Source organism: Pseudoalteromonas sp. SMS1, from assembly GCF_021530565.1.
Lineage (GTDB): Bacteria > Pseudomonadota > Gammaproteobacteria > Enterobacterales > Alteromonadaceae > Pseudoalteromonas.
The window spans coordinates 1-13,846 of the sequence record NZ_JAKGBI010000007.1; the positions used below are offsets into that span (position 1 = coordinate 1).

Sequence of the window (13,846 nt, forward strand, 5' to 3'; positions counted from 1 at the left end):
CAGCGCTTTGCTGCGAAGTGGAGCGCCATATTAACCGCTTCACTTTTAAAGTCAACTAGAAAATTTAATTTTTTAAATCAACCTTTCAATTTAACTTTGACCTTCACTTTGGTTTGCGTTTTTCGCTGCATCCCGCCGTGTCAGTGGGTGCGCATTATAGGGAGATCCAAAATATGATCAAGTGTTTTTTGAAAAAACTTATAAAAATAACCATTTCGAACAAATTACCATCAAAACAGCCTAAAACCACACCTGATGTCATTATAATTTAACCAAAATGACACATTTTTCCGAAAAGGACCTTAAGTATTGTACAAATCTGAGATCTTGCAAACATTTTCTCAGCACAATTTCTATTGTGCTGAGAACTTATTATTACTAGTAGAGTAGGCTATATAGTTTACGACGATACGTAGCTGCAATGCCATCGCCCTCTGGTAATGAAGCAATAATATCTAGAAACCCTTTCTTCGCTTCACCAAAAGATAGGTCTTTACTTAATACTTTAAACAAAGACGCTAATGCATCTTCTTTTTTACCCGCTTCTACTTGTGCTTGTGCTAACTGGCACATTAACGCTAGATCCTCTGGCGCTTCTGCAACCGCTTGAGTTAGTCTCTTCACTTCTGGAGAGTCTTGGGCTTCTTTAGCTTGTGAGAGCTTAGTCTGTAGATTATTAAAATACGCATCTTGCTGATCTTCAGGGATCGTTGACAATAACGCTTCTGCGTCATCAATTTTCTGAATTTGAATACAGATGTCAGCAAAAACTAAGTTAACTCTTGGGTTACCCTTAGCAACATCATAGGCCTGCTTAGCATGTGAGTATGCACTGTTCAAATCGCCATTCACTAGAGCTTGCTTTGCTTGTTCCAATAGAATTAATTCTGGTGAAGGGAGATGCTCAGTCAATACTTGAGTAATTTCTTCTTTGCTTTTTGGGCCAGCAAGCACATCAACAGGTGCACCGCCTTTTAGTACCACCACGGTTGGTAACGCTTGAAGACCAACTTGCTGAGCTAACTGCCCAGCCAAAGCCTGTTGTAGATCACAGTCCAATGTCGCAATTGTGATACTCGAACTATACTGCGTCGCCAGTTCATCCAGAATCGCGGCTTGAGCAACACAATCAGGGTGCTGCGTACTATAAAAACTTAAAAGCACAAGATGTTCAGCACTTGAAGAAGCGAGAACTTGTTGAATATTTTCTGGTGTTAACGTGATTTTATTTTCCATAACTGAGCATTCTTTATTTCAATTCTTATTGCTATATAGTGTCAGGTTTACACTTTACAAGCCAATAGTTCTCAACTCTTTGCTTTAGTTTTGTGTCGGGTAGTCTTGCGGCGCCCTTTTCCGCCCCCCCGTTTCTTAAACGGGTTGGGTGCCTGCACACCTTTAAGGGCATTTGTATTTATAGATTGAGACAAGCTAACTAAATCTGAAAGTTCCGACTCAAGTGGTGTCATAAACTGCGAATAAGAAGCCGACTTTTGAGCAATATTAGTAAGCTGAGATTCCCATAAAGCAGTTCTATCTGGCAAAGATAAATGAACAGGGATCGTATTAATCAACCCACAACCTAATTGAGTAGATTTGATCGATTTGCCTTCTCGTTGTAAAAAACCTCTTTTAAAGAGTAACTCGATTATACCCGCCCTAGTTGCTTCAGTACCCAAGCCGTCTGTTTCTTTAAGCACTTTTTTGACATCTTTGTCTTTTACATAGCGAGCAATACCAGTCATCGCGCTCAGGAGTGTAGCTTCAGTAAAGTGGCTGGGCGGCTGAGTATTTTTCTCATTAACAACACCTTCATTGCAATGTAATGGTTCTCCGACTTCTAACATTGGTAGCTGTGTTTTGAGCTCTGAGTCTGCTTTTTTACTCTTATATAAAACTTTAAACCCCTTGTTAATGACGGTATCTGCTTTAGCAATAAAGTGGCCACCGGCAATCGTCAAATAGGCTTTAGTTTGTGAATACTCGTAAGCGGGATAAAATTGCGCAAGGTATTGTGTACAAATAAGGCCATAGACTTGTAATTCCTGATGGCCTAATTGTGCTGACGTTAAACACTTTTTAGTCGGAATAATGGCATGGTGTGCTTCGACTTTTTTGTCATTCCAGCATTTACTCTTTAAAGAAGTGTTCGCGCCTGAGACTAATTTCTCTTCGCACCCATTGTTATTAACCACTGCTGCCAGCACATCTTTACGCTCTGAGTAGTGATCATTCGGTAAATATCGGTTGTCTGACCTTGGGTAAGTGATCAATTTGTGTTTTTCGTACAAAGCCTGACAAATATCTAATACTTGCTTAGCAGACATAGAGAAACGTTTGTTTGCATCGATCTGTAACGCTGATAGATTGTATGGCAAAGGTGGGTTTTGTTTCTTGGGCACCTTATCTAGTTTTGTTAATTCGGCTGGCTGATTCGTAATTCTTCGAGCTACATTCTCAGCAAGCCCTTTAACGAGTACACGGCCTTCTTCATCCATGTAGGGTAGACAGGCTTCACTGGGTTGCCACTTCGCTTCAAATTGTTCGCCACTTTCCTTTGATATATTTGCCTTAACTTCATAAAAAGGCTTTGAAACAAAATTGGCAATTTCCTCATCGCGACGCACCACGAGCCCTAATACAGGAGTCTGCACTCGGCCAATAGACAACACACCTTGCACACCCGCTTTTTGTCCTGCCAGTGTGAACGCCCTGGTCAAATTCATACCATATAACCAATCTGCGCGGGCCCTCGCCAACGCAGAGATACTTAATGCCATAAACTCTGTATTGGATTTAGACTTCTGCAGTGCCTTTCTAACAGCATTTGGATTAAGATCGCTGATGAGTACACGTTCTATAGTGGACTTTTTAGCTTTAGAGAGTTTTGCCTCTTGAATCACTTCATCAACAAGTAATTGCCCTTCCCTATCTGGATCCCCTGCATGTACCACCACACCCGCGCTTTTGATTAAGCGCTTTACAGTTGCAAGTTGCTTTTTGGTTTTTGGCTTAGCTTTAAACTTCCACTCAGATGGGACAATTGGAAGGTCTTGGGTCGCCCATTTTTTATATCGAGGATCGTAATCTTCTGGTTCAGCTTGCTCTAAAAGGTGTCCGATACACCAAGTCACACAATCCCCATTGCCAACTTCAATGAATCCGTCTTGCTTTTTATGTGGTTTAGGCAGCACTTCAGCTATCGCCCTGCCTAAAGAAGGTTTTTCTGCAATGTAAAGCTTCATATCACTTGTTAACTGTATATATTTACAGTTATTCTAGCTAACCCAGTGTTATAATGCCAGTGCAGTTTAATTACTTATACAACCCTCAAAACATCTCTAAGTTTTCAGAAAGTTAAGTTGTTGATGCTTTTGCTCCATAAGCTGAGTCATGGTGCTTGCAGCTTGCTCAACCTCGTCTGCGTAACCAGCTAGCTCTTTTGCCGCATCCGCAATACCGGTCATATTCATGTTCACTTCTTCCGTGACCATGCTTTGTTCTTCTGCTGATGTTGCTATCTGGGTCACTTCATGCGATATGTTAGATAACTCAGATACCAGAGAGCTCATTGACGTAGCAGCCTTTTGGCACAAAGTCGTCGCGCTATGGCCTTTACCGACTGTTTTTTCAATAATTTCTTCAGAGCCATGGATCTCATTTTGCAAGTTTTCTATTAAAGTACTGATATCATCTGTCGAAGCCTGTGTTTTCGATGCCAGTGACCTCACTTCGTCAGCCACCACGGCAAAACCTCGACCTTGTTCACCGGCCCTAGCAGCTTCTATCGCTGCGTTGAGTGCCAGCAAGTTAGTCTGCTCCGCTATCGAACGGATCACATCCAATATTTTTGATATATCCCCGCTTCTCTCAGCCACGCGTTGAAAGGCATCTTGCGCGACTGAAACTTGTTCTGCTATTTCATCAACAGTTTGAGTTGTAAGAACAATATCTTGCTCACAACTTTGTACTGTCCTTACGGCACTGTCTGTTGTGCTAGCAGCCTGTTCAGATGCTCTTGCCACCTCACTCGCAGTCGCACTTAACTCATTAATCGCCGTTACTACATTATCTATTTCAATGTGTTGGTTAGACACCTTATTTTTGATATTAATTGCAGCTTCTGTCGTCACATGAGATTGCTGATATGATTGGTGAGCCAATGCTTTAAGGTCTTCAATCATACCCCGTAATTTATTGGTGAAGCGATTAAAACCAGCCGCCAACGAGATCAATTCAGCATGATGACTCACTTCTAATTGATGGGTTAGATCACCTTCACTGGATGCCAAGTTGTCAACTCTCGATTCAATATAAGAAAGCGGGCCCGTAATCGTATTGATTAAAAACAGGCTAAACCCAATTGCCACTGCCACGACGATGAGGCCTAAAATTGTCATCCAAACACCTAAGTCATTTGCAGACTCATAGAGTTGCGCACTGATTGTATAAGCCGACGCCATGACTTTTTCTTTTGGTACTTGAATCACCAATGACCAGGTTACACCCGCTAATTCAATATCGACTGGCACCGAAGTCACTATGTCATCGCCTACTTCAGTATAACCATTGCCTTTATGCAACGTTTGTAGATTTTGCGCTAGGCTTTGATTCACTACCTCAGACAAAGGTCTACCTAAAGCGCCTGCATGATGACTCGCACCGGCGATCAGCCCCATTTCACTTAGCAGAGATACTTGCGCTTCGCCTTCATATAAAGAGTTCGATAACTCTTCAACCAGTTTTTGTAACTCAGGTAGATTAACATCAACACCAATGAGCCCTTTAAATTGATTTCTGTCTTGAATCGGTACTGTCAGTGACGTCATCAACATGCTATTACCCGGCGAGATTTCATAGACATATGGTTCCATCATACAGGGGATGTTGTTATCTCTAGCACACAAGTACCACTCTGATTCACGTATCCCAAACTCGTTACGTGTATCGCTATACTTTGCGTCTGCGGATTCTATTTGGTGTTGAACAACACCACTGCTTTCACGCGTAAAATAAAGCTCTAATGAGCCCGCTCCTGGGACAGAGTGCGAAGCACCATCGGTGAACTGACTATCTTTTCGATCATAAGCATTGTTTTCAAAATGGCTATAAATTGAAGATACATTGTTATTCTTGTTTATTGCGCCGCGCAACAACGATTCTACTCCAGAACGTTCTAATGGGCTGTTTAAAGTTGCTTCGATTGCACCTGCTAGAGAATTTGGAATTCGATATGCCTCGTTTAGATAGCCCGATATTTGCTGACTATAAAATTGTCCTCTTGCAATCAACCCCGCTCGGATTTCTTTTAAGACCAGCGCTTGTACCTGCTCACTTTGTTTTTCATTCTCTTCTTGCAAGTGAAGCCAAGTCGTCATCACTAGGATCACAATAATAGCCACAACTAACGCAGTGACAAATAACATCAGCTTTCTTTTAATAGACATCTGCTGCATATACGACCTTATTTTTTTCTGAGTTTCCTACTGTGCAATGAGTTTATCATTCAGGCTTATTGCGTATTTCCAATCTTATAAATTCTAAAATATTATATTTTGCATATTTTAAATTTATGAATTTTTTAAACTTAATTCATGAAAAGATAATTCGCAAGAACAAAATTAACGAGTGAAGGGTTACATGACAAGTAGCGTTAGTCCCAAAAAAAAGCTCGACTTAATGTCGAGCTTTTTACGAAGTTTTTAATCTTCTTCTATATTGTCTTTGCCGGTAGTTTTCTCGGTAGAATCTATCCGGTGGTGAATGGCTGACTTAATTAGCATATAGCCACTAATCGGCGCGGTGATGAGTAAAAATAGAGATATCAGAATCTCTTTTAGAGTAAACCCATCACCATATTGACTAAAGTAAGCCATTGCGGCGAATAGCAAGCACGCCATACCCAACGTCGTTGCTTTTGTTGGCCCATGTAATCGCATAAAGAAATCAGGCATTTTTACCAAACCGATTGAGCCAACTAAAACAAGCGCGCCGCCCATCAAAAGCAAAATTGAAATTACAATATCCATCATTTGCCCTTACTCGATAATATCGCCGCGAAGCAGGTATTTACAAACAGCAACGGTACTTACAAAGCCCAGTAACGCTATCAGTAGTGCCGCTTCAAAATATAGGGAAGTCCCCATACTCATACCGTATAAAATTATCAACGCAATAGTGTTGATATACATTGTGTCCAACGCCAAAATTCTATCAGGCACTGATGGACCAACAACTAAACGCCACAAGTTCAGCAATAATGCTAAACCAATCATGGCAAATACAATTAAGATGATCGTATCTAACATTCAAAGATCTCCTTCAATGGCGCTTCGTAACGTGATTTGATTGTCGCGATCAATGCTTCCTCATTATCTAGGTCCAAAACATGGATTAATAAAAATTTCTGACATGCTTCATTTTCATCTTCTAGTGTCTCTGGCCACGGATAAACTTCCGCACTCACGGTACCCGGTGTCAACGACACAGTGCTAGCCAAAATAGTGATAGGCATAGCCTCTTGTAGATCCAATGGTACTTTTACAAATCCGGGTTTTAGCTTTTTAGTCGGGCCGAGTATTTTTATCGCAACTTCAATGTTGGCAGTCAAAATATCGTATAACACCAACATTAAATGCTTTATAGCTCTAAAAGGCCTAACAACAAGAGGTTGCTTGGTTCTAAAAGGGTGTGTGATCAGTGGGATCACGATTGCTAAGACTAGACCAAGAATAATATGTCCCAGTGCAACTGTGTTATTTAGAAGCAGCCACACCAAAAATAGTAGGAGACTTCTAAATGGCGTTGGTAGCCATCTATATTTAGCTTCTAATCTCATTTACTTGCCTCCTAATACATGTTGAATAAGGCCGTAAAAGTTATGTAACTCAACTGCAGCAAATTGGGCATAATCAGACATTGGGCCTGCAAAAATAACCATCAAAGGTGACGCAGCAACAAGCATGAGCACAGCAACAACTTGTACAAGGTGCGCTTTTTCTTCAGTATTTGCTTCCCCTTTGCCAGTATGATGCCAAAACACAGTACTACCTGCTTTTGACACAGACACCAAGACTGCTAAGCTCGCGATCAGATAAATTGGCCAAAACCAATGCCCATGCGCTGACTCAAGTGTCGATTTTAAAATCCACACCTTACCAACGAAGCCAGATAGCGGCGGCATGCCAATAACAGTGACCGCAGCAAAAATGAACGCGCCACCTAAAAACAAAGGTTGTGCGACAGGACGACCTGCTGTAATGCGATCCGCTACTTTGCCTCGTTGTCTGCTCACTAAGTCTGCAATCAGGAATAAAGCCGCAGACACCAGTGTCGAATGCACTAAATAGTATATCGCAGCTGCGCTACTGTCGATGGTTTGAGCTGCTACCAATGCAACCAAAGTGCCCACGGAGACAACCACTAAATTCGCTACCATCTTCCTTAAATCTTGGCTAGCTAGCACACCAATCGCTCCCATTACGATGGTCGCAATTGCCAACCACCAAAGCCAATGCTGAGCCATATGGCTTAGCTCACCAGCTTGCTCTCCAAAAATTAAAGTATACACGCGCATCATCGAATACACGCCTACTTTAGTCATGATGGCAAACAAAGCAGCAACGACCGGCATTGCGGTTGAATATGTGTTGGGTAACCACAAATGAAGCGGTAACAACGCGCCTTTTAATGCAAAGACAACAAGCAACAATAAGCCACCAATTTTGGCAAGATAGACATCATCCCCCTGCAGCTCCATCACTCTCGTTGCCATATCCGCCATATTTAGCGTGCCTAGCGTACCGTACAAGATACCTAAAGCAATTAAGAACACGGAAGAACCAACGAGATTTAAAATGACATATTGTAGTGCTGCGCGAGTATTACGCTTATCTCCACCATGCATAAGCAACGAATATGACGCGATAAGCAATACTTCAAAGAACACAAATAAGTTAAAAGCATCGCCCGTCAAAAATGCGCCATTTACGCCTAAAATTAGGAAATGTAGCAACGGGTGGAAAAAGCTTCCCTGTTCATCGTCGCCTGCACAGCTATAAAGCGCACAAACAAAGCCCAAAAAGGAAGTAAGAGAAACCAACAATGTCGATAACGGATCAGCAACAAGTACAATACCAAATGGTGCAGACCAATCACCTATTGCATACACTTGCGTACCATGGGTTTTAACATATGCCAGCAAGCTCACTGATGCAACTGTGCTGACAAGCCCCATAATAACTGAAACATAACGCCTTATCTGGAGATTTTTCCCACAAGGCGGCATTAACATGAGGATTGCCGCCAGCATTGGTAATAAGACAGGTAAAGATGTTAAATGTTGACTCATGCTTTACCCTGCTCCTTTACTTGTCGAGAAACTGCTTTTGGCTTATCAGGTACGGTGCCATTAACATGGTCGTTCCCCAAGTCTGCACGACCTCGAATTGCGAGGATCACGACAAATGCCGTCATTGCAAAACCTATTACAATTGCAGTTAAAACCAGCGCTTGAGGGAGTGGGTCTGCGTAACTTTCGCTGTAACCTAAAACGGCGGCTTGGTTCATTGATAACCGGCCTGACGCAAACAGAAACAAGTTTACAGCGTAAGAAAGCATCGTTAACCCGAGCACGACAGGAAAAGTCCTAGCGCGCAAAATCATAAATACACCGCAGGCCACAAGTAAACCTACGCATGAAGAATACAAAAGCTCCATTAAATGTTCACCTCTTCTTTCGATGTATTTGCTGTGACCTTACCTAAACTAGCCAAGATCATCAGTGTCGCGCCAACGACCGTAATGTATACACCTAAATCAAATACTAAGGCACTAGCGAGTTCTATTTCGCCAATCAAAGGAATGTCAAAATAATCAAACCACGTTGTTAGGAATGGTCGACCAAAGGCCCAACTACCTAGCCCTGAAAGCATCGCAATCGCGATACCGGAAGCAATAATTTTACGATAGTTCAGCGTAAAGCGCTCCGCTATCCAATTAGAACCATGAGCAATATATTGCAAAATAAACGCAATCGCCGTTACTAGGCCAGCAATAAAGCCTCCGCCTGGTAAATTATGTCCGCGCAGGAAGATGTAAAAGGACACTAATAAAGCAAGCGGCAATAAGCTTTGTGAAATAGACGCTAGCAACAGTGGATAACGCTCTTTCGCCCAAGGTCTACCTTCAGAATCACTACCTGGCATAAACAACGGCAAGTGAATTATCAGTTTGTAAATACCCAAGGCGGCAATACCCAATACAACGATCTCACCCAGTGTGTCAAAGCCACGGAAGTCAACCAAAATAACGTTAACTACATTGGTGCCACCCCCACCAGTCTTGGCATTTGCAACAAAGAAATCCGAAATAGAGGTCAATGGACGTGTTATTAATGCATAACAAATACTGCCTACAATCACACCGATTGCTGACGCAATACCTAAGTCTCTTAAAGTACGAATAGAACTTGACTCTTTGGGGGTCTTTTGAGGCAGGAAGAACAATGCCAGCATTAACAGTATAATGGTAACCACTTCTACGGTAAGTTGCGTGAGAGCAAGGTCTGGCGCAGAAAAGCGCGTAAATGCCACTGACACCATCAAACCGACCACAGAAATCATGAGTAATGCCACCATTCGCGTACGATGCCAAATTACCGTGCCGATCGCACCAATCATTAATAAACCGGCACCAATACCATTGTGAATATCAACTGGAGTGAGCTGATTTTGACCAACAAGTTGGCTCATTTCAAACAGTGGCCAGCCGGCGCTCAACAGAACCACCAATAGCATAAGCATCAAATAACGTTGCAAAGACCCGTTTTCAATAGCACTGATTTTATTTTGGCTCCAAACGACCACTGAATGCATGGTTTTTTCAAAGCCTTTCTTCGCATTAATCGGCGGTAAAGAAGCTTGGAACTGGAACAAATATTTCCGCTGCGTGTAAATAAGTAGACCACCACAAACAGCAATCGCACTCATCAACAAAGGTAAGTTAAGACCATGCCAAATCGCAATATAGAATTCAGGTGGCTCTCCTCCCAATACCGCACCTGAAGCCAACCTTAAAATACCATCCACGACAAAGTTTGGAAACATGCCCACTATCAAACATAGCGCAACTAAAATCTCAATTGGCACTCGCATGTAACGTGGCGCTTCATGAGGCTCTTTAGGTAAGTCAATCGGATCGCCATTAAAGAAAACATCGTGAATAAATCTTGCCGAGTAAGCAACTGAAAAGGCCGCTGCGATGGTCGCCAAAATGGGGATAAGCCATGACATCGAACCAAGTAATTGCTGGTGAAGGGTCTCAGCAAAAAACATTTCTTTGGATAGGAAGCCGTTTAATAACGGTACCCCCGCCATAGAGGCCGCAGCAACCATAGCCAAGGTCGCAGTATAAGGCATAAAACGCCACATTCCGTTGAGTTTACGCATGTCTCTTGTGCCCGTCTCATGATCAATTATCCCTGTGGCCATAAATAGCGAAGCTTTAAAGGTTGCATGGTTAATAATGTGGAAGATCGCGGCAACTGTTGCCAACTCAGTATCTAGACCAAGTAACAACGTAATTAAACCAAGGTGACTGATAGTAGAAAAGGCTAGCAACCCCTTTAAGTCGTGCTTGAACAATGCGATATAAGCCCCCACAAGGAGCGTCACAAGGCCTGTTAAGCCAACCAGGATGAACCAAATTTCGGTACCAGCCAATGCCGGATAAAAGCGTGCAAGTAAGAAAATACCCGCCTTAACCATTGTCGCCGAATGCAAGTAGGCACTGACTGGCGTTGGTGCAGCCATTGCATGTGGCAACCAGAAATGGAAAGGAAATTGCGCTGACTTAGTAAAAGCGCCGAGTAACACAAGTACCAATGCTACTTCATATAAATCATGCGATTGAATTAATTCACGACTTGCAAGGATGATGTCCAAGTCATAGCTGCCAACAATATTGCCGAGTAATAACAAACCCGCTAATAACGCCAAACCACCGCCACCGGTGATCGCTAATGCCATTTTAGCGCCTTTACGCGCTTCTGATTTATGCCACCAATAACTGATCAACAGAAAAGAGCTAATACTGGTCAGTTCCCAGAACACCCATAGTTGCAGTACATTGTTAGACATTACAATACCAAGCATTGCCGTCATGAATAACATCAGGTATGCATACAGCTTAGGCATTGAGTCATTTTCACTTAGGTAATAACGTGCATAAAAAATAACAAGTATGCCAATTCCCAAGATCATAAATACGAATAAAAGTGCCAGACCATCTAAACGGAAAGACACATCCAGATCGAGTATTGGCACCCAATCTAGTGTTGCACGAACAGCTTCCCCAGCAAACACTGCGGGAGCTAAATCAATGGCCAGTAAAAGGGCCACAGTAGGAGCAATCAAGGTGATTGCAGTAGACTGATTGCGAGACAGCTTACCTGTAAATGAAGAGAGTAAACTACCTAACAAGGATATCAATGGTATCCAAAGCAAAGTCATAAAGAAGCCTTATATCTTCGATGCCGTTCATCACTATTAAATGCACGTTATGATTAAGTTATGGCGATCGTGTTCTGTTTATTTTTTACGTGCATTTTTATCACACATAACGTCTACCAGTTATACTTTATTAGTGTTTGACTTGTCTAGGGTTTCACATACTGGCTGTTGAAATTCTAGACAAAATTAACAAACAATTCAGACTCCATTCATAATTTGAGCGCTCATTTAACCAAAGCTGGATAAGCGTTGACAAGTTTGTGATGATAAACTTGAAAATCACTTGGCGCCATCAAGCTCTGTTCTAGTGCCTTTAACCATAAACCTAAATATTGGTTTGACAAGTTAATTGCATGATATTCCATCTTTGACAGCGTGTGGCTTGGTTTATAGGAAGGTAGCTTGCCATGCATGCAAGTTTTGCTAGGGTACCAGTCTTGTGGCGGGTGCTCACCAACATATAAATTAGGTGCTTTCAAGCCCGGCGCTGCACAAAGCCACTTGGCTTTTTCCTGTGGAATTGGATACTCATCCTCGAAATAAGAAAAGTGCATCAGCTCATGCACAAATAGCTCGAATTCATGTGATGAGTTTAACGACATAATGCCATGCCTTACATTTGCCAGTCCTGGCAGTTCCGTCATCACCACTACATGGCGAGCTTCAGCCAGACTTTTAGCATGGGCAACCTTTGCTAAGTTACAGCGAATAAATGCCTTTTCGCTCCCTGTACATGCAACGCTTTTACCCACATATATGGGGTCGCTCAAACAATAGGGTAGCTGTTTTGCAAGCGCACTTTTTTGGTACTTAGCTTTTATATGCGTCAACTGCAACGTACTCTTCAAAGTATCCCCTAATAATATGATTTGATGCGCACAATCATTTTGCTTCCCATGGAGCATATCCAATGTAACAACATTGATTTGAGAAAGCACCTCAGTACTGAGCTTGTCAGGATCGACCCCCTGTGCAAGTTGAGCAGTCGTATAATAAGGTTCAATGGTGGGGTAATCAGCAAAAATATTCGAGATCAACTGGTAATGATTTTGCAGATCTAATTGCTTTAGCAATCTCACTTGTATTGGCTTACCAGCACTAGGCCAATATTGTTTGATAAGCAACCAAGCCTGTTCATATTGTTGCTGTTTTATAAGTCTGATTGCCCACTCTATCGCAAAGTGAGGGTAGCCTTGTTTTCGAAGGGATAACGCTTGTGCGTCAGACAAGCTTTCGGATAGCTCGACCAGCTTAAGGTATTCCACCCCAAGTGGATCGTATTTGCGGCTAGCTTGCGCTATGTAGCGCTCAATTTGCTCATTTTTGGACTCGGTAAAGCTCAACAAAGAGTGGCTGCAAACAAGCACAGCCAAACTTACTAGTGTAAAATAAAAAGTCCACTTTAAATACATGGGCTTAGCTAGATGATATGGCCAATAGCTCTTCCCTAATTAACCTAAGTTCCAAACGTGCATATTTGTGTTCAACAAACTCATAGACATTCGTGGCCAGTGTCAATCTAAAGAACTCAGCAGCTTTGAGATTGTTACCTTTTGCTCGGTATCGCTTGGCTATGTAAAAATAAGCTTCACAGAGGCGCTCGGCGTACTCCTTTTGAGATTGAACACCTTTGGATACTTGCGTTAGAAACTGTGTTTCATCTAATTCGTTCAAATATAACTGTACCAACTGCGTTGACCAAATATCTTTTTTTAATGCTGCACTGTTTTTTAGAAGTGACGCTTGTGCTGCCACAGGGTCGACTGCAGACTCTGCAATATACAACCACATCACGCGGTAAGCATCTTCAGGAGCGTTATCTAAAAAGCGCTTAAAATCGTCTACTGCGAGCTCTGGACGACTGCCGTAGTAAAGCGCGATACCTCGATTTAAATAAGCGTAATCATAGCTATCATCTAGCTCTAAGACCGAGTCAAAGCGTTCATAAGCCTCGCTAAATTCTTGTCTCAAAGTATGATGTATGCCTAAGAAATTATATGCCTCAGCCATGTCAGGCTGCAGTTTAAGCGCACGATTGAAGTCAATTTGTGCAAGTTGAGCTTGACCTAAGCTATCGTAAAGCTTGCCCCGTATATGGTACAACTCAGCTCGTTGAGCACGGGTGATCTCTTGGCTATTTAACAGTTCACTGTATCTCGCAATTTCAATTTGCGTGCGGGGATCCGCTTGTAATGGCTCAGTAAAAGGAATTGGCAGTACTGATTGGGTTACCTGTTGCTGTGTACTCTGACAGCCCATTAAGCTTAGTCCTAGCAAAGGTATTAGTAAAAATCTCAAGATATGTCCCTCATTGGGCTAGAAAGTACGTGTCTAGG

The 13,846-nt window shown here is 42.3% G+C and carries 11 protein-coding genes; all 11 read right to left on the reverse strand.

Features of this window, described 5'->3' with window-relative positions; all coding sequences use genetic code 11:
- Nucleotides 1–378 precede the first annotated feature (378 nt).
- The 11 genes from L1286_RS10090 to nlpI all read right to left on the reverse strand — a co-directional run bounded on the left by L1286_RS10090 (nucleotide 379) and on the right by nlpI (nucleotide 13,808).
- Nucleotides 379–1,236, reverse strand: coding sequence for a tetratricopeptide repeat protein (locus tag L1286_RS10090; RefSeq protein ID WP_235406818.1), 858 nt, complete (start codon nucleotides 1,234–1,236; stop codon nucleotides 379–381).
- A 71-nt stretch (nucleotides 1,237–1,307) separates the two neighbouring features.
- Nucleotides 1,308–3,245 (reverse strand): DNA topoisomerase III, encoded by a 1,938-nt coding sequence (locus tag L1286_RS10095; protein WP_235406819.1) that lies wholly within the window; start codon nucleotides 3,243–3,245, stop codon nucleotides 1,308–1,310.
- Nucleotides 3,246–3,341: 96 nt separating this feature from the next.
- Complete coding sequence (locus tag L1286_RS10100) at nucleotides 3,342–5,456, reverse strand: methyl-accepting chemotaxis protein (protein WP_235406820.1); 2,115 nt, start codon at nucleotides 5,454–5,456, stop codon at nucleotides 3,342–3,344.
- A 246-nt stretch (nucleotides 5,457–5,702) separates the two neighbouring features.
- Nucleotides 5,703–6,032 carry a Na+/H+ antiporter subunit G gene (locus tag L1286_RS10105; protein WP_235406821.1) on the reverse strand — a complete coding sequence of 110 codons (330 nt, stop codon included), beginning with the start codon at nucleotides 6,030–6,032 and terminating at the stop codon, nucleotides 5,703–5,705.
- A gap of 6 nt (nucleotides 6,033–6,038) precedes the next feature.
- On the reverse strand, nucleotides 6,039–6,308 hold the full coding sequence (locus L1286_RS10110; RefSeq protein ID WP_063370914.1) for a K+/H+ antiporter subunit F: 270 nt from the start codon (nucleotides 6,306–6,308) through the stop codon (nucleotides 6,039–6,041).
- Nucleotides 6,302–6,838, reverse strand: a complete 537-nt coding sequence (locus L1286_RS10115) for a Na+/H+ antiporter subunit E (protein ID WP_235406822.1) — start codon at nucleotides 6,836–6,838, stop codon at nucleotides 6,302–6,304. The genes L1286_RS10110 and L1286_RS10115 overlap by 7 nt, the downstream gene beginning before the upstream one ends.
- A complete protein-coding gene (locus L1286_RS10120; protein ID WP_235406824.1) occupies nucleotides 6,839–8,350 on the reverse strand; it encodes a monovalent cation/H+ antiporter subunit D in 1,512 nt (503 codons plus the stop codon). It lies immediately after the preceding gene.
- On the reverse strand, nucleotides 8,347–8,718 hold the full coding sequence (locus L1286_RS10125; protein ID WP_235406825.1) for a Na+/H+ antiporter subunit C: 372 nt from the start codon (nucleotides 8,716–8,718) through the stop codon (nucleotides 8,347–8,349). Before L1286_RS10125 ends, L1286_RS10120 begins: the two co-directional genes overlap by 4 nt.
- Nucleotides 8,718–11,510, reverse strand: coding sequence for a monovalent cation/H+ antiporter subunit A (locus L1286_RS10130; protein ID WP_235406827.1), 2,793 nt, complete (start codon nucleotides 11,508–11,510; stop codon nucleotides 8,718–8,720). The genes L1286_RS10125 and L1286_RS10130 overlap by 1 nt, the downstream gene beginning before the upstream one ends.
- A gap of 224 nt (nucleotides 11,511–11,734) precedes the next feature.
- Nucleotides 11,735–12,922, reverse strand: coding sequence for a hypothetical protein (locus tag L1286_RS10135; protein WP_235406828.1), 1,188 nt, complete (start codon nucleotides 12,920–12,922; stop codon nucleotides 11,735–11,737).
- 4 nt (nucleotides 12,923–12,926) lie between these two features.
- A complete protein-coding gene (gene nlpI / locus L1286_RS10140) occupies nucleotides 12,927–13,808 on the reverse strand; it encodes a lipoprotein NlpI (RefSeq protein WP_268832248.1) in 882 nt (293 codons plus the stop codon).
- Between the last annotated feature and the right edge of the window lie 38 nt (nucleotides 13,809–13,846).